The 17008-nt window shown below is 40.9% G+C and carries 17 protein-coding genes; all 17 read right to left on the minus strand.

Features of this window, described 5'->3' with window-relative positions; translation table 11 throughout:
• Positions 1-2 precede the first annotated feature (2 nt).
• Positions 3-1124: a Nif3-like dinuclear metal center hexameric protein gene (locus NSQ11_RS11775; protein ID WP_045034382.1), complete on the minus strand. Its 1122-nt coding sequence runs from the start codon at positions 1122-1124 to the stop codon at positions 3-5.
• Entirely contained in the window at positions 1117-1833 is a 717-nt protein-coding gene (locus NSQ11_RS11780; RefSeq protein ID WP_048001529.1) for a tRNA (adenine(22)-N(1))-methyltransferase TrmK, read from the minus strand. The genes NSQ11_RS11775 and NSQ11_RS11780 overlap by 8 nt, the downstream gene beginning before the upstream one ends.
• Before the next feature lie 120 nt (positions 1834-1953).
• Positions 1954-2313: a cytochrome c550 gene (gene cccA, locus NSQ11_RS11785; protein ID WP_008342390.1), complete on the minus strand. Its 360-nt coding sequence runs from the start codon at positions 2311-2313 to the stop codon at positions 1954-1956.
• A gap of 301 nt (positions 2314-2614) precedes the next feature.
• The gene (gene rpoD / locus NSQ11_RS11790) at positions 2615-3736 is read right to left on the minus strand and encodes an RNA polymerase sigma factor RpoD (protein WP_008342392.1); all 1122 of its coding nucleotides are present in this window, start codon (positions 3734-3736) and stop codon (positions 2615-2617) included.
• 203 nt (positions 3737-3939) lie between these two features.
• Complete coding sequence (gene dnaG, locus NSQ11_RS11795; RefSeq protein ID WP_008342393.1) at positions 3940-5769, minus strand: DNA primase; 1830 nt, start codon at positions 5767-5769, stop codon at positions 3940-3942.
• Between the two features lie 33 nt (positions 5770-5802).
• Positions 5803-6303 carry a DUF188 domain-containing protein gene (locus NSQ11_RS11800; RefSeq protein WP_035390840.1) on the minus strand — a complete coding sequence of 167 codons (501 nt, stop codon included), beginning with the start codon at positions 6301-6303 and terminating at the stop codon, positions 5803-5805.
• Between the two features lie 261 nt (positions 6304-6564).
• Complete coding sequence (locus NSQ11_RS11805; RefSeq protein ID WP_008342399.1) at positions 6565-7386, minus strand: pyruvate, water dikinase regulatory protein; 822 nt, start codon at positions 7384-7386, stop codon at positions 6565-6567.
• 25 nt (positions 7387-7411) lie between these two features.
• Positions 7412-8050 carry a helix-turn-helix transcriptional regulator gene (locus NSQ11_RS11810; RefSeq protein WP_024423017.1) on the minus strand — a complete coding sequence of 213 codons (639 nt, stop codon included), beginning with the start codon at positions 8048-8050 and terminating at the stop codon, positions 7412-7414.
• Between the two features lie 166 nt (positions 8051-8216).
• A complete protein-coding gene (gene glyS / locus NSQ11_RS11815; RefSeq protein WP_342501110.1) occupies positions 8217-10262 on the minus strand; it encodes a glycine--tRNA ligase subunit beta in 2046 nt (681 codons plus the stop codon).
• Positions 10255-11142, minus strand: coding sequence for a glycine--tRNA ligase subunit alpha (glyQ, locus tag NSQ11_RS11820; RefSeq protein WP_003217487.1), 888 nt, complete (start codon positions 11140-11142; stop codon positions 10255-10257). The genes glyS and glyQ overlap by 8 nt, the downstream gene beginning before the upstream one ends.
• 329 nt (positions 11143-11471) lie before the next feature.
• The gene (gene recO, locus NSQ11_RS11825) at positions 11472-12242 is read right to left on the minus strand and encodes a DNA repair protein RecO (RefSeq protein ID WP_007501304.1); all 771 of its coding nucleotides are present in this window, start codon (positions 12240-12242) and stop codon (positions 11472-11474) included.
• Between the two features lie 35 nt (positions 12243-12277).
• A complete protein-coding gene (locus tag NSQ11_RS11830) occupies positions 12278-12421 on the minus strand; it encodes a YqzL family protein (protein WP_008342408.1) in 144 nt (47 codons plus the stop codon).
• 147 nt (positions 12422-12568) lie between these two features.
• Positions 12569-13474, minus strand: coding sequence for a GTPase Era (gene era, locus NSQ11_RS11835; RefSeq protein ID WP_007501305.1), 906 nt, complete (start codon positions 13472-13474; stop codon positions 12569-12571).
• On the minus strand, positions 13467-13865 hold the full coding sequence (locus NSQ11_RS11840; RefSeq protein ID WP_008342410.1) for a cytidine deaminase: 399 nt from the start codon (positions 13863-13865) through the stop codon (positions 13467-13469). The genes era and NSQ11_RS11840 overlap by 8 nt, the downstream gene beginning before the upstream one ends.
• 112 nt (positions 13866-13977) lie before the next feature.
• Positions 13978-14364 carry a diacylglycerol kinase family protein gene (locus tag NSQ11_RS11845; protein ID WP_008342413.1) on the minus strand — a complete coding sequence of 129 codons (387 nt, stop codon included), beginning with the start codon at positions 14362-14364 and terminating at the stop codon, positions 13978-13980.
• A complete protein-coding gene (gene ybeY / locus NSQ11_RS11850; RefSeq protein ID WP_007501310.1) occupies positions 14342-14821 on the minus strand; it encodes an rRNA maturation RNase YbeY in 480 nt (159 codons plus the stop codon). The genes NSQ11_RS11845 and ybeY overlap by 23 nt, the downstream gene beginning before the upstream one ends.
• The gene (locus NSQ11_RS11855) at positions 14822-16912 is read right to left on the minus strand and encodes an HD family phosphohydrolase (RefSeq protein WP_171465590.1); all 2091 of its coding nucleotides are present in this window, start codon (positions 16910-16912) and stop codon (positions 14822-14824) included. It abuts the gene before it with no gap.
• Positions 16913-17008: the final 96 nt, after the last annotated feature.

The following is a 17008-nucleotide window of genomic DNA, read 5'->3' on the forward strand; positions in this document are numbered from 1 at the left end:
ATTTACACAAATTGAAACGGATTTGTGTTTGATTCTGATACAAAGAATCGCACATCATATTTTTTATCTGTACATAGCGATTCTAGCTTTGTCTTTACGCCTTCTTTCATGATCTTTTCTGCGTAATGACCTGGGTCCACTACATTCAGTCCGAGCATCATGGCATCGTGAGCGACATGGAAATAAAGGTCGCCAGTCACGTACACATCTGCACCCATTCTTTTCGCTTGATGGATATATTTATTTCCGTCTCCTCCAAGCACAGCTACTTTTTTCACGACCGCTTCCTGATCTCCTACAAAACGCGCTCCATTCACATCTAACTTCGTTTTCACAAATTGAGTGAAGTCTTTAAGTGTCATAGGTTCTTTTAATTCTCCAATACGGCCAAGGCCTTTTTGAATAGGAGGAAGATCTGTCGTGTGTACACTGTAAGCCACTTCTTCATAAGGGTGTGCTTTGATCATTTCACGAATCACTTGTTTTTCAATACTCGCTGGGAAAATGGTTTCAATTCGTACTTCTTTCACAAATTCCAATTTACCCGTCTCACCAATAAATGGCACAGCTTCTTCTGATGGCAGAAAACTGCCTGTCCCTTCATTTGAAAAAGCGCAATGACTGTAGTTGCCAATATGGCCAGCTCCCGCATTTCCTAAAGCCGTCCTGATGGCCTCTTCAAATTCCACTGGGACATACAAAGCTAGCTGCTTAATTGGATCTTCGTATGTTGGAACTAGCACTTTTGTTTCCCCGAGCTCTAAAGCCTCTGCAAGCAAGTCATTGACTCCTCCATCAGCCACATCCAGGTTTGTATGTGCTACATACACCGCAATATCATGTTTGATGCATTTCTCAATGATCCGTCCTGCCGGCTGATCTGTCGCCACATGTTTTAATGGACGGAAAATTGGCGGATGGTGGGCAATAATGAGATCCACCTTCCGCTCAATTGCCTCATCTACCACATTTTCTAATACATCTAAGGTGATCATGACATTGGTCACTTTTTTATTTAGCGTTCCAATCTGGAGCCCAATTTTATCACCTTCCACCGCATATGCCTTTGGTGAGAATTGCTCAAATAATTGGATGATTTCATGCCCGTTCACTGTTTTAGCCAACAGTCAAAACCTCCTTTAGCATTTTTATTTTCGCATTCAGCTCTTTTAGACGTTCTTTGTTCTCTTCCGTCGGCGCTGCTTTTTGAATCTGGCCTTCTATATGCTCCATGTGCTGAAGCTCATTCATCCATTTGCGCCGGAAGACATCATTATGTTCTTTGGCAAGAAACGGACCAACGAGCATGCCTGTTTCAATCGACATGCCTTCATAAGCTTTATCTTTGTCGCCAGTTTCGGCAATGATGATTTCGTATATCTTGCCATCCTCTTCTAAAATCACTTCATCCATCAGTTCATACCCCTCTTGATAGAGCCATAAACGAATATGGTGAGCATGAATATTAGGCTGAAGAATAAGCCGCTCCTGCCCTGTGAGCTTGTGTTTACCTTCATTTAGAATGCTTGCAATGAGTGCTCCGCCCATTCCTGCAATCGTGACAGCATTCACCTCGCCTTTTTCAATCACTTCAAGGCCATTTCCTTTTCTGACTGAAATCTGCTCATCTAATTCAAGCCTATGTACTTGCTGCTTCGCAGATTGAAGCGGTCCATCAGTAATTTCACCAGCAATGGCTTTCAATGCTTTATGATGTAATATCGCATAACATGGCAAATAGGCATGATCTGAGCCAATATCAGCAAAGACCGCCTCTTTTGGTAAAAAGTCTGCGACTCTTTTTAATCGTTTTGACAAATTCATTTCATTCATCCATATCACTACTTTTCTTTAATGTTCATACTTGTCTATCTTATATAAATTATGGACTTTTTAAAAGTCGTTTTCAAATGAAAAAAGCTCTTCTGATGAAAAAGAGCTTTTTGCGCTTTATTATTTAATTTTGGATACCCATTCTGACATTTCATCGAGCTTTTCATTCGGAATTAGCCCGCCCGGCATCCCATTTCCGCCTTCTTGAATTTTTTTCTTGATGTCTGCTACTTCAAGCTTGTCGCCAACACCTTTTAATGCAGGACCAGCGCCACCTTCGTAGTTTTCCCCATGACAGCTAATACAGTTCTGCTTATACAATTCTTCCGGCGTCGCATTTGCGGTCTCTTCTTGCTTTTGCTCTTTGCCCCCAGAGGCAATTTTGTCTTCATCTTTCAGCCCCTTCATTGATAAGAAAAAAGTGAGTCCAATACCTAAAATGGCAATCAATAAGAATGGTATAAGTGGATTCCGTTTCATTTCTTTCATCCTCCCCTTTGTGAAAAACCCCTTTGAGACTATGCAAACAATTCTAATTCTACTTTAATTTTACAAAAAGTAAACGAATTATGATACAAAACTTTGGTCAAGTTCACAGATTAGACAAAAATGATTCAAAATGAGAAATGAAGCCTTCAGCACATTTAGATGTATTTTTTATACATCTTTTCTCTAAGAACGTTGCAAATTCATTTGTTATTCAGTAAAATATAATCAGATCAAAAAAGCGTTTTCATTTTGATGAAGAAAGAACGGATCTCTCTCAAGATCCGTCCGGTTTCTATTCTAAGAAGTCTTTTAATCGTTTACTTCTGCTTGGGTGTCTTAATTTACGAAGAGCTTTCGCTTCAATTTGGCGAATACGCTCTCTTGTTACGCCAAACACCTTTCCTACCTCTTCTAATGTGCGTGTTCTTCCGTCATCTAGTCCGAAACGCAGTCTCAGCACATTTTCTTCACGGTCCGTTAGCGTATCTAATACATCTTCAAGCTGCTCTTTTAAGAGCTCATAGGCAGCATGGTCTGATGGAGAAGTCGCCTCTTGGTCTTCGATAAAATCACCAAGATGCGAGTCATCTTCCTCACCAATAGGTGTTTCTAAAGATACTGGCTCTTGCGCAATTTTAAGAATTTCTCTTACTTTCTCTGGTGTTAAATCCATGTCTTCCGCAATTTCTTCTGGCGTTGGTTCTCTACCTAGATCTTGTAGAAGCTGTCTTTGAACACGGATTAATTTATTAATGGTTTCCACCATATGAACCGGGATCCGGATTGTTCTCGCCTGATCGGCAATCGCACGTGTGATCGCCTGTCTAATCCACCATGTCGCATATGTTGAGAATTTGTATCCTTTGCGGTAATCAAACTTCTCAACCGCCTTCATGAGCCCCATGTTTCCTTCTTGAATCAAGTCAAGGAACAGCATACCACGACCAACATAACGTTTCGCAATGCTGACAACGAGACGAAGGTTCGCTTCCGCTAATCTTCTTTTTGATTCCTCATCGCCTTCTTCAATCTTTTGAGCATACGTAATCTCTTCTTTAGCAGATAGCAAATTGACGCGCCCGATCTCTTTTAAGTACATACGAACAGGATCATTAATTTTGACACCTGGTGGTACGCTTAAATCATTCAGGTCAAATTCCTCTTCTGCCTTAGCCAGCTGCTGAACATTTGGGTCTTCAGTCTCTTCATTTTCACTGATGAGTTCTACACCCTGTTCGCCTAAGTATTCATAGTATTCATCCATCTGGTCTGATTCAATTTCAAAGCTAGACATACGCTCTGCAATTTCTTCGTATGTTAAAACGCCCCGTTTTTTACCCGTTTCAGTGAGCTTATCTCTCACCTGTTCAAAGGTTAATTCAGTTTCAGTTTCGTGGGCTTGTTTATCAGCCATTATGGATCCCTCCTTCCAAAGCTTGCAACGAATTCTAAAGTAACTTGCGATTTGCTTCTGCTCTGCCTTTCTCTCTCTATCAAACAGAATGAGCAAATAGGAATAAAATAAATAATGATGAAGGCAAGATGCTTGCGGTCTTATGCTCCTCCCATTAAAGGATTCATTGCCAGCCGTAAGTCTTGTCATAAATAGTAGACGTATTACTTCAGCGAACGGTTCAACTGAATAATTTCTTTTGCAAGTGTTGCCGCTTTGAAGAAATCTTTTTGCCTCTCCGCCTCTGCACGTTCTAGTTCTTTTTCCTTTATCATTGACAAATTCCGATGATTCAACACTTTTTTTACATAATCACTTAATTCAGCTTCACTTAGTTCGTCTCCAACTTGAATCATGAATATATCCGTCAGGAGCTGATTGATCACATCATCTTCTATACGGTTCATCAGATGCTGCGGGGTCGGCTCCTTGCCTTCTTCATACAATGCATAAATGTATGTTGCCAGCGCTCTGTGCGAATCTATATTAAATTCAAACCCTATCCTATCAAGCACTTTTCGGATCACGTCATCATTTTTCAACATATGTGCAAGGAGCATTCGCTCTGCGTTTTCATATGCCGGCCTTAGACGTTTTCGTCTTACCTGTGTTGACAGATGTGCACGCCGCTTTTCAAGCCCATTTTCTTCTTGCGAGCTCTTGGCCTCTTGGCGCTGCTGCTTTTCAAAAAGCTCCAATTGCTCCTTTAATGAGTCAAGTGAAATGGAGAACTCCCCGGCCAGCTGCTTCATGTAAATCTCTTGTTCCAAGGAACCGTTTAATCGGCTGATTTCTCGGAGAACCTGCTTCATGTAAGTCAGGCGGTCTCCTTCGTCAGACAAATTCTTTCCTCTTCGGAAAAAATTCATCTTAAATGTCATTAATGTCACACTTGCATCTATGATGTCATTCCTAAATTTCTCGCCGCCATATTTACGAATGTAATCATCTGGATCAAGTCCATCTGGTATCATGGCAACGCGAACTTTACATCCTCTTTTTCCAAGCAAATCTGATGCTTTCATGGTCGCTTCATACCCGGCCGTGTCAGAGTCATAACATAAAATGATCTCTTCTACGTTCCGCCTAAGAAGCTTTACGTGCTCTTCTGTTAAAGACGTACCCATTGTTGCAACACTTTCGCCAACACCACTTGTGACAGCCGAGATGACGTCAGCAAATCCTTCGAAAAGGACTGCACGTTCGCGTTTTCTAATATGCATACGCGCGTCATGAAAGTGATAAAGCAGCTTACTTTTATGAAAAAGTGGCGTTTCAGGACTATTCATATACTTTGGCTGCTGATCACCAAGTGATCTTCCAGAAAAAGCGACGACCGTCCCGTGATGATCATGAATTGGAAACATGACACGATCTCTAAAGCGGTCAAAAAAACCTGTGCCGTTTTCTCGTTGAATCAAAAGACCAGCCTTCTCCATCATCGCAGGATCAAACCCTCGTTTTTCTAAAAACTTGGTCACGAAATCCCACGAGTCGAGAGCATACCCGATCTCAAACTTGGCAATTGTTTCATCCGTAAAGCCCCTGGACCTTAAATAATCGAGTGCGTTTTGACCTTCCTTTGTATTTACCAGCAAATGGTGGTAAAATTTCTTAAGAAGCTCATGCGCCTCAATCATTTTATGATCTGCTGTATCCTCTTGCTGTGAGGAACTGATCTGCGCATTCGCTACATGATCCGGCAAATCAATATGGTACTTATCAGCAACATGTGAAACGGCTTCAATAAATGAGTAGCCTTCCATTTGTCTGAGGAACGAAAATACATTGCCTCCTGCACCACAGCCAAAACAATGGAAGATTTGCTTATCTGCTGAAACAGAGAATGAAGGAGTATTTTCACCATGGAATGGACAAAGACCGAAGTAATTCCGACCTTGTTTTCTAAGCTGTACGTATTCTCCAATCACTTCGACAATGTCTGCGTTTTTTTGGATTTGCTCCAAAAGTTCATCTGGTATACGTTTGCTCATCCTAATAACACTCCGTCGTACATTATTCGCCTTTTAATTCAAAAATCCTTCATGATTCGACAGGATTTTTTGTAGTTGGGCAATAAATCGCTTTTTATCCTCTTCTAAAAGCTTTTTGGGACCTTTTCCGTATACACCTTTTCTTCGCTGTTTACTGGAAACATGCCTGCGTTCCAAATCAAAATCAATTGTTTCGTTTGTGTACATTCGTCCTCTTTCAGACAGAACAATGACTTGTCTTGGAAGCAGTAAGGAGGACAGACCAATATCCTGGGTGACAACAATATCGTGCTTGACAGCTAAGTTCGCAATGACTAAATCTGCTGCTTCCTTATGTGTATCAACAAACCGCCAATCTTCAAGTGGTGATCGTTTGGTTTGAAAATGCTCATATGAAGCAATGAAAGTCACAGGTACTTGAAATTGAGATGCGACAGAAAGGATTTCGTCTTTTACAGGACAAGCATCTGCATCGACATAAATCGTCCTTTCTTTTTTACGTTCATTCAGGTGACTAATTCTCCATCCCTCCACCTTATTCCTGCTTTAGAGAAGCAAAAAGACCATACTTTTCCCCCATAAAGCAATCAACAGTAAAACTCATTTTGTCGAAAAGTTATGTTCAGAATCACTTGACTTCTGCCAATATTAGTTTATTCGTTCTTGACTTAACTTAAACCTAAAATCAATCATTTTATCACAATTTTTTATTATAATACAAATGCAGCAAATATGCTATTGTTTTTGTTTACCCGTTTCCCACCATAGGAAAAACCCAGGAGGAGCATCCTGAGTTTATTCGGAACCTCTTTTGGTCAGCATTTGATGAATGACATTTGCTGTCTCCTCAACTGCTTTATTCGATACATCAACAACTTGACAGTTAATGCGGTCAACCACTTTTTCAAAATATTCTAGTTCCTCTTTAATCCGCTCGATATTCGCATAAATGGCACGGTCATTTAAACCGAGTGATTTTAAACGTTCTTTACGGATATGATTTAGTTTATCTGGACTAATTTTCAGGCCGATGCATTTTTTTGGATCAACTGAGAATAACTCCTCTGGCGGATCAACTTCAGGAACAATCGGAACGTTTGCTACCTTCAAGCGTTTATGTGCTAAGTATTGAGAAAGTGGTGTCTTAGACGTACGCGATACACCAATCAGCACAATATCAGCCTTTAGAATACCTCTTGGGTCCCGGCCATCATCATATTTCACAGCGAACTCAATGGCTTCTACCTTTTTAAAATAGTCCTCATCTAATTGACGTACACGACCTGGCTCATGTTTCGCTTCATTTCCATATGCCGTCTCCATTTTATCAATAAGTGGACCGATAATGTCATAGTACACGACGCCATTCGCTTCTGCTTCTTCTATTAAGAATTGGCGCATTTCTGGCACAACAAGAGTAAAGCAAACGATCCCATTATCTGCTTTCGCCAATGAAATCACTTCTTTAATCGTACCGACATCCTCTACATATGGGATTCTTCTAATATTTGAATGGTCGGATGAGCCGCCATCAAATTGGCTAAGTGCCGCTTTGACCACGAGCTCTGCCGTTTCTCCTACTGAATCTGATACAACAAAAATTACGCGATTACTCATAACATCCCCTCGCAGTCTTCTGTAATTAGATAATTTCGTTCTCTGATAAGCTAACAAGTATTTTCGTCATGTTTGTTTTCGTAATTCTGCCGACCACTTCAAAGCCTTTATCCGTATCTTTTATAACAGGAAGTGCATCTATTTGCTTTTCAATCAAGTGCTTGGCCACATCCATAATAAAATCTTCTTTGCGGCAAACGGTAATGTTCGGCATTCTTGTCATAATAATATGGACAGGTATAGATGGAAGCTCTTGTTTCCCAATACTTGCTCGAAGGAGGTCTTTTCTTGATAACACGCCTGTTAAAATAGAGTGATCGTCCACAACGAATAATGTGCCCACATCCTCTAAAAACATCGTACAAATCGCATCATAAACCGAAACATTCTCGTGTATCACGACCGGAATGGACTGAAAATCTTTCACTTGAAGTTTTTTCAGCTTATCTGCCAGAAGCTGCGTGCCTGTTTTGCCTGTAAAAAAGTAGCCGACCCTTGGTCTTGCTTCTAAAAAGCCAGACATCGTTAAAATGGCTAAATCCGGTCTGAGGGTAGCCCTTGTTAAGTTCAGCCGATCGGCGATATGCTCTCCAGTGATCGGACCATTCTCTTTGACAATCTGTAAAATCTGCTCTTGCCGTTTATTTAACTCGATTGTACTCACCACCTTTAAATAGAGAGAGCGAATCCTTACTTTATGTATATCAATTTCATAACTCATCATATTATAGCGCATCTTCGTCCGAATGAAACAAAAATCCACTCAAAAACCGTGAATTAAATGAGTAAAAAACGATTGCCCTTCGAAAAAGGCAACCGTTCTTAGGTATTTATTTTACAATTAAATTGTTCATATTCGCAAATGATTGAATGACTTTTGCAAGTTTGACCATTTGTGCCAAACGATTTTGTTTCAGTTTTTCATCATCGGCATGAACCATGGTATGGTCGAAATAATGAACAATTGGTGCTTTTAATGTATCTAGCGCTTCAAGTGCTGATTGGTACTGACCTTTTGCCATATACTCGTTGACGGCTTTTTCCGCTTGCTGATACGCTTCAAATAGCTTTTGTTCGTGTTCATTTTCAAACAGTTCAGGCTGAATCTGTGCGTCTTCCCCTTTTTTACTGATTGAAATGACGCGGCCTAGTGCCTCAGCCGTTTCTTTGAAACTCTCCTGTTTCACGCTCTCTTCAAGAACAGCCGCTTTTTTCACAACCGCATATGGTTCAATATTTTCAACATCAAGGACTGCTTCCACCACGTCATGACGGATATGTTCTGCTTGGAGAACATATTTCAAACGGTGTGTTAAAAATTCAATGAGAGCCGCTTCATGTTTTGCATCTACTTGAGCTAGTGCTAAAAGCTCTTTAAATGAAAGATTCCATTGGCGGTCTAGCAGGATTTGAACGATACCGCTCGCTTGTCTTCTTAATCCATAAGGATCTTGAGAGCCCGTTGGAATGACATCAATTGAGAAGAATGAACAAATAGAATCTAACTTATCCGCCACTGCAACAATCGCCCCAATAAGTGTTGACGGCGCATCGTCACCGGCAAAACGCGGCATATAGTGCTCGTTGATACTCTTTGCCACTTCTTCATGCTCGCCAAGTGCTCTAGCATATTTTTCACCCATGATTCCTTGCAGTTCTGGGAATTCATAGACCATCTGAGTCACAAGGTCAAATTTAGAAATACTGGCTGCTCTTGCAGCGCGTTTAGACGTTTCTTCATCTGCACCCACATGACTAGCAAGGCGGACGGCAATGTCTGTTACTCTTTTCAGCTTGTCGCCAATCGTGCCAAGTTTCTCATGGAATACGACTTTATCAAGCTTTTGAATGTTGTCTTCAATGACGAGTTTTTCGTCTTCTTTATAGAAAAATGCCGCATCTGATAAACGTGCGCGAAGGACCTTTTCGTTCCCTCTTGCCACATTTTCAAGTGCCTCACTGTTTCCATTTCTGACCGTAATAAAGTGCGGCAGTAATTCCCCTTGTTCATTTTTCACAGGGAAATAACGCTGATGCTCTTTCATTGTCGTGACAAGCACTTCTTCCGGCAGCGCAAGAAATTCTTCTTCAAAAGAACCAAATAGAACGGTTGGATATTCAACGAGATCGTTCACTTCTTCTAGAAGCTCAGGATCAACTGGAATGACCCAGCCTTTTTCGGAAGAAAGCGCATGTAATTGCTCAGTAATTAATTGTTTTCTTTTATCTGAATCTACAATGACAAATTGATCTCTTAATGTTTGCTCATAAGAAGCTGGTGTGTCAATGCTGGCTGTCGTCCCTAGGAAACGATGTCCTCTAGTCTCCCGTCCGCTTTTCACTCCTGCAATTTCGACAGGAATGATCTCTTGACCAAATAAACAAACAATCCATTTAATTGGACGGATATAGCGTAAATCCTCGCTTCCCCATCTCATGTTCTTTGGAAAACTCAATGAAGCGGCAATGTCCCCCAATGCTGGAAGAAGGTCTTTGACTTGTTTTCCTTCTTGAAACTTTTGGACATGGACATAATCCACACCTTTGATGTCTTTGAAATACAGATCATCAGTTGAAGCGCCTTGTCCGCGGGCAAAACCTTCGGCAGCTTTTGTCCAATTGCCTTCAGCATCTTGAGCAATCTTTTTAGCCGGTCCTTTTGCTTCTTCTTTGATGTCCTCTTGTTTTTCTGCAACACCTTTGACGAGTACAGCTAGACGTCTTGGTGAATTAAATAAAGCAACGTCTTCGAATGAAATATTTTGCGCTACGAACCAAGCTTCTACTTTGTCACCTAGCTGCTTTGTACTTTCTGGCATGAAACGAGCCGGCATCTCTTCTAAGCCGATTTCAAGTAATACATCTTGTTTATTCATGAGAAGCCGCCTCCTCTTTTAGCATAGGGAATCCTAGTTTTTCTCGTTCTTCGTAATATGTTTTGGCTACTTTTCTCGCTAACTGACGTACTCTTCCGATATAACCTGTTCGCTCAGTCACAGAAATCGCGCCTTTGGCATCAAGCAGGTTAAAGGTGTGAGAACATTTGAGTACATAATCATATGCCGGGTGAACAAGCCCTTTGTCCATTTGGCTATGTGCTTCTTTTTCATATGTTGTAAATAAATCGAACAGCATATCCGTATTAGATGTTTCAAACGTATACACAGAATGCTCGTATTCAGCCATTAAGAATAAATCTCTTACAGTAAAGCCATCTGTCCATTCAAGATCAAATACATTTTCTTTGTCCTGGATGTAAGAAGCAAGACGCTCAATACCGTATGTGATTTCAACAGAAACTGGCTTACATTCTAAACCGCCGACTTGCTGGAAATACGTAAATTGCGTAATTTCCATTCCATCTAGCCAAACTTCCCAGCCAAGTCCTGCGCAGCCAAGAGATGGGTTTTCCCAGTTGTCTTCAACAAAACGGATATCATGTTTCAGCGGGTCAATGCCAAGCGCCTTCAATGATTCTAGATACAGTTCTTGAATATTGTCAGGTGATGGCTTAATGATCACTTGAAATTGATGATGTTGATACAATCTGTTTGGGTTTTCTCCATATCTGCCGTCAGCCGGGCGTCTTGAAGGTTCTACATAGGCTACCTTCCATGGCTCTGGCCCAATGCTTCTGAGGAACGTGTATGGACTCATCGTTCCAGCACCTTTTTCTGTGTCATATGCCTGCATTAATACGCAGCCTTCATTTGACCAATGCTTTTGCAGTGTCAAAATCATGTCTTGAATATTCAATGATCGCACCTCCATCTTTTTTACACCATCCGCTATGTATGGCGGTGGGGCCTAGAACCTTTTTGCAAAACACAAAAACTCCCGTCTCTATGCTCACAAGGTTCCTTGCAAACATAGGGACGAGAGTTTTTCCCGCGGTTCCACCCTATTTGCTGGTGTCGTAGCACCCAGCCGCTTTGTTTTACGTTGCTCAAGAATGCCTTTCGTTACGTGTCCATCCTTAGCTCACACCGTCCTAAGGTCGCTTTTATGGCTGATACGTAAGTACTTCTTTCTGTCAATGCAACATATTTGATCTTAGATGATCTTACAAAAAGTCACGAGAGATGTCAACTTTTGTTTTCACCGTCCATTAGCTTTTTCATGGATTCCATTTGATTCATGAATTTTTTTGATTTTAAATAAAGACCTGAATACTCTTCATAATAATGATCGAGCACTTGACGAATTTCTTGTTTCGTTTGTGGTTTCACGTCAACCTGACCAAGCCTTGATAAATCAAAATAATGAAACAAACGGAGCAGTCTTGCTGCTGCTGGGGATAAGGGCAGTTTATATGGATCTTTAGAAAAGCATTGCCTACAGATGAATCCGTTATCTCTAATTGAGAAATGGAACTGCCCTTCTTTTTGACCGCAGTGTACACATTGGTCCAGTTCAGGCTTCAACCCCATCACTGACAGCATTTTAACCTCTACGATAAATAAAATAATATCAGCATCTGTGCCTTCATTGAGATGGCGTAAAGATTGAAGAAGAAGTTCAAACAAGTAAGGGTTTGGCTTTTTTTCTTCTGTTCCTTTATCAAGTAATTCTGTCATATATGCGGCATATGCGGTCAGAAATAAATCTTCCCGAATGGTTCGCATGCTTTCCATCATTTCACCTTGCTGGAGCGTTCCAAGTCCTGTTGATGATTGGATCAGGAAGGTTCCGTATAAAAACGGCTGGCTTATGGCTGACAGGCGGCTGTTCGATTTCTTAGCGCCTCTTGCCATCACACCAATTTTCCCATGTTCTCTAGTGAGCAGCGTGACAATTTTGTTTGTTTCGCCATAATCTGTTGTTCTAAGGACGATTCCTTCACTTTTAATGAGCATTTGTCTACACTCCGAGCATTGGAGGGGGTCAAGAATTATAAGATTGGAAAATCAAGTCGTGCTATTTCTTCTTCAAGTACATCGGGTCTTTCCAGGTTCTCCTTTTCTAACTCTTTGAAAAGCAGATACGTGTCAACGCTTCCTGTTTGTGAAAATACGTTCCATGTAAAATTCAACATAAAAACCCCACCTTTCTTTATTAGAAGCAGCAACGCTACATCCAACATATTAATTTTATCTTGACCAGGCTACCTCCATTTCATGATAAACAATTTTTACTAATCGAACCGCACCATTGTCAGATCTACTAACAACTGTATCGGTTTTTAATATTCGTCTTCTCTAAATCCGAAATCACGAAGATGTGTGGATTTATTACGCCAGTCCTTCTGCACTTTTACCCAAAGCTCTAAATACACCTTTGAGCCTAAAAGTGCTTCAATGTCTCTGCGCGCTTTTTGTCCCACTTCTTTTAATAAGCTGCCGCGCTTACCAATCACAATCCCTTTTTGTGAATCACGTTCTACGACGATGGTCGCTGCAACATGAATCTTGCCGTTTTCATCTGGCTTGATCGATTCAATCGCAACCGCAATACTGTGAGGGATCTCTTCTCTCGTTAAATGCAGCACTTTTTCACGAATTAATTCAGAAATAATAAATCGCTCTGGGTGATCTGTTACTTGATCTGCCGGATAAAATTGAGGGCCTTCTGGAAGATAACCTTCAATTTGCTGAAGAAGCGTATCAATGTTGTTGCCTTCAAGTGCTGAAATTGGCACAATTTCCTTAAATGGGTAACGTGTACGGTATTCATCAATTAAAAGGAACAGTTCATCCGGATGAATTTGGTCAATTTTATTGACGACAAGGAACACCGGTGTCGATGTTTGCTTTAGTCGTTCAATGATGAATTCATCACCTTTTCCATAGCCTTCCTGTGCGTTGATCATAAACAAGATCAGGTCGACTTCCTTGAGTGTATTTTGAGCCACCCTCATCATAAAATCGCCAAGTTTGTGCTTCGGTTTATGAATTCCTGGTGTATCGATAAAAATCGTTTGTGACGTGTTCGTTGTCAGAACACCTTGCACTTTGTTTCGAGTCGTTTGGGGCTTATCACTCATAATCGCAATCTTTTGTCCAATTACACGATTAAGAAAGGTCGATTTCCCTACATTTGGTCTTCCAATAATTGATACAAATCCTGATTTGAAGCTTTCGTTAGTCATTTAAATCCTCCGGTGAAAATGCGCCTGGCAATAGTTCGTTTACTGTCGTTTCGTATATATGACCTTTTAAGTTCGTTAGAATCACTGGCATATCAGGTGCACATAGCTCTGAAATGACCTGTCTGCATGCGCCGCATGGTGAAACAGGCCGATCTGTATCAGCCACTACTGCAAGCATTTGAAAAGATGTGATGCCCTCTGAGTACGCTTTAAAAAGTGCTGTTCTTTCCGCACAATTACACATACCATATGCTGCATTTTCAATATTGCAGCCGCCATACACTTTTCCGTCATGCGATAATAATGCTGCACCGACTTTGAATTTAGAATAGGGTACATATGCAAAATCTCTTGCTTTGACTGCTTCTGAAATCAACTCTTGTTTGTTCATTCTAGTTCCCACTTTCAGAAGAAATGGTACCACTGTCACATTTATATTTTACATAATTCACGTGACATTTTCACGCCCATTTCTAAAAATGTTAATAAATAGTAATATTGTTCTATTGCATGATCTTCGGTAAGAAGATGATCAACCCAATCATAACCGAAATGGCGGCGTAAACGCAAACAGCGCCTGCTGCCGCGTCCTTCGCTCTCTCAGCAAGAGGATGCTTCTCTTCTGTGAAAAGATCTACTGTATGTTCAATCGCTGTATTCACAAGTTCTAACGCAAACATCCCGCCGCATAAAAGCAGAATGATCATCCATTCAACCGGATGAATGTGAAACCAAAAGCCGCAAATCACCACGATGATGGCTGCGACTGTGTGAAACCGAAAATTCCGTTCATTCAAGAAAGTTCGCCATATTCCTCTAAATGCATAATAAAAACTCCGAAAAAAACGGACAAGCGGCGTTCGCTTCTTACGATGATCTCGAAAGGCCATAATCATCCAAGATTTTTGTCTGTTTGGCGAACATTTCTTTTTCATCTTCTTCTGTCATATGATCATAGCCAAGCAAATGAAGAAAACCATGAATCGTTAAAAATCCTAGCTCTCTCATGAAGGAATGTCCATATTCCTCTGCTTGCTCTTTCGTACGATCAACACTAATGATAATGTCACCAAGTACAGGCGGAATGTCATCAGCTCCAATGATTTCAATTTCCCCTTCGCCTTCTTCCTCAAGGGCAAATGAAATCACATCTGTTGGTGCATCTTTTCCTCGGTATTCTTTATTAATTTGATGAATTTCTTCATTTGAAACGATCGATACTGATACTTCCGCTTGATCTTTTACCTCAAGGGCATCCGCAGCAAATTGAAGAAGCTTTTCCACTTCTTCAAGCTGCTCTTTCGATACTTGTCCTGTTTCATCTATTAAATCGATTAACAATGTCATTTACTTCACCTTCTGCTTCGGGGCATCTGGATATTCAATCCGAGAATGGAAAATCCCCTTTAATGTTGTACAAATTGTTTGGCTAATAATATTTAATTCTTTAAATGTCAGATCACATTCACTAAATTGCCCATCCTGCATCTTATCTGAAATAATGCCTTTGACAAGCTTTTCAATCCGCTCAGGGTTTGGATTATGCATCGAACGAACCGCCGCTTCCACGCTGTCAGCTACAGAAATAATGGCCGCTTCTTTCGATTGCGGTTTTGGACCAGGATAACGAAATTCTTCTTCTGTCACCTGATCATCCCGTTCTTTTGCCTTATAGTAAAAGAACTTCAGCAGGGACTTTCCGTGATGCTGTTCTGCAATGTCCACAAGTTCCTCTGGAAACTTCTTTTCTCTCAGCATTTCAGCACCATCTGTCGTATGGGCAATAATAATATTCTTGCTCAGCTGAGGAGAAAGCTTGTCGTGCGGATTATCAATGTTCATTTGGTTTTCAATAAAGTATTGTGGTCTTTTCGTTTTTCCAATGTCATGATAATAAGCTCCAACCCTTGCTAACAATCCATTTGCACCGACTGCTTCACATGCAGCATCCGCTAAATTCGCCACCATGACACTATGATGATATGTACCTGGCGTCTCTGTTAAGATCTTTTTCAGCAGCGGATGATTCGGGTTCGATAATTCAATAAGCTTCATGGTCGAAAGAATGCCAAACATGCTCTCAAAGACTGGCATTAACCCGATAACCAAAATAGCCGATGCAAACCCTGACACAATCGCCATGATGAGGTTTACACCTATTTCAAGCCCTGATGGAGAAGAATTTTGAATCAGCATAATGGACAGCACAACAAGTACATTCACCAAAGCTACCCAAAGCCCCGCCTGCAAAATTTTTGATCTCGCATTATGTTTTCTCAAAAATAAAATCCCCGCCATCCCGCTTATTAAATAATAAGCACAGATGACATAGTTAAAGACGCCTGTTACTCCTTGATTAAACATCATACTGCCGCAAAGGGCAAATACAAGGCCGGAGAAGATCGCCAGCCGCTCATTGATCAGCAGCTTAATCAGCATCGTGCCAAGTGCCACAGGCACGACGTAGCCGATGGTTGTATATTTGGTTTCCTGGAAGAGACTGAATACTTCCATGATGATTAAAATAATGGTGAAAATAAGCGAGTACAGCAGTAACGATTTATTCTTATGGACGAGCGACTTTTTCCTCGATTCCAGTGAGTGGACAATCGCCGCTAAGAAGAGACCAATTAAGATGATAAGACCGCTTACAGGCTTAAACAAATTGGAGCTGTTTAAAAGGCCGGTCAGTTCTAATTTGCGATACACTTCGCGGTCAATGAGCTCTCCTTCTTCCACTAAAATTTGCCCTTGCTTAATTTGAACCGGCTGGATATTATCAGCTGCTTCTTGTCTTTTCTTCTCTGTTGCGACCGGGTCAAATACATAGTTTGGAATAATCGCAAATTCACCAATTTCTTTCGCTGCATTTAAATATTTTGACGGAATCGAATTGTTTTCAAGCTCTGCTTTCACTTGTTTTTTCTCATCTTGCAGCTTAGAAGCTGTGATTTCTTTACTCATGAGAGAATTGACCACTGTGATGATGGAGTCCTTTGTAAAAGAAAGGTTTTCGTCGCTTGCTTGGAGCAGTGCTTTAATCGATTGATCCGAAACAGCTTCCTGCATATCGGTTGTGAGTTTCTCTTTTACACGCTTCACCATCTCTTGATCTGTTGGCGGGTTCTCTTTGTCATCAGCTGCTGCTTTCTTCTCTTCTTTAATGGCTTCAAAGAGGGATGAAATGAGGTCAACACGATTATCAGAATACGCTTTTTTGAGTGTATATTGGTCTTCCACTTGATCCGTTGCTTCTTGTTTCTTTTCTTCTGTTGCTTCTTGGTCATCAACGGTAGACGGAGAATAGATGGTCTGTTCGCTCACTGAAAACAAATCTAGGTCGAGCGATTCAGGCTTTACATGGAAGAAGAGCACCACAAACAGGATGGCCGCTAAACCAGCGTATAGCAGTACGTTTAAATAGCGTGAGCGCTCCATTTTCTGAGGTTCTTTTTTAGACAGCAGCCTTTTGCGCTTACTGCCTTTCTGATTCTTTCTCAAGGAAAGTACCTCCTTTTTTACTTTAAACCACGA

The sequence above is a fragment of the Bacillus sp. FSL W7-1582 genome, assembly GCF_038593325.1.
Classification (GTDB): domain Bacteria; phylum Bacillota; class Bacilli; order Bacillales; family Bacillaceae; genus Bacillus; species Bacillus altitudinis.

Excerpts from the sequence above, each read along its gene's own strand:
- NSQ11_RS11830 (WP_008342408.1), bottom strand. The coding sequence starts at position 12,421 with ATGTTGAATTTTACATGGAACGTATTTTCACAAACAGGAAGCGTTGAC.
- NSQ11_RS11845 (WP_008342413.1), bottom strand. The coding sequence starts at position 14,364 with ATGGCCTTTCGAGATCATCGTAAGAAGCGAACGCCGCTTGTCCGTTTT.
- NSQ11_RS11805 (WP_008342399.1), bottom strand. The coding sequence starts at position 7,386 with ATGAGTAATCGCGTAATTTTTGTTGTATCAGATTCAGTAGGAGAAACG.
- glyS (WP_342501110.1), bottom strand. The coding sequence starts at position 10,262 with ATGAATAAACAAGATGTATTACTTGAAATCGGCTTAGAAGAGATGCCG.
- dnaG (WP_008342393.1), bottom strand. The coding sequence starts at position 5,769 with ATGAGCAAACGTATACCAGATGAACTTTTGGAGCAAATCCAAAAAAAC.
- cccA (WP_008342390.1), bottom strand. The coding sequence starts at position 2,313 with ATGAAACGGAATCCACTTATACCATTCTTATTGATTGCCATTTTAGGT.
- recO (WP_007501304.1), bottom strand. The coding sequence starts at position 12,242 with ATGCTCATTAAAAGTGAAGGAATCGTCCTTAGAACAACAGATTATGGC.
- era (WP_007501305.1), bottom strand. The coding sequence starts at position 13,474 with ATGACTAACGAAAGCTTCAAATCAGGATTTGTATCAATTATTGGAAGA.
- NSQ11_RS11840 (WP_008342410.1), bottom strand. The coding sequence starts at position 13,865 with ATGAACAAACAAGAGTTGATTTCAGAAGCAGTCAAAGCAAGAGATTTT.
- rpoD (WP_008342392.1), bottom strand. The coding sequence starts at position 3,736 with ATGGCTGATAAACAAGCCCACGAAACTGAAACTGAATTAACCTTTGAA.
- NSQ11_RS11780 (WP_048001529.1), bottom strand. The coding sequence starts at position 1,833 with ATGAATGAAATGAATTTGTCAAAACGATTAAAAAGAGTCGCAGACTTT.
- NSQ11_RS11855 (WP_171465590.1), bottom strand. The coding sequence starts at position 16,912 with ATGGAGCGCTCACGCTATTTAAACGTACTGCTATACGCTGGTTTAGCG.
- ybeY (WP_007501310.1), bottom strand. The coding sequence starts at position 14,821 with ATGACATTGTTAATCGATTTAATAGATGAAACAGGACAAGTATCGAAA.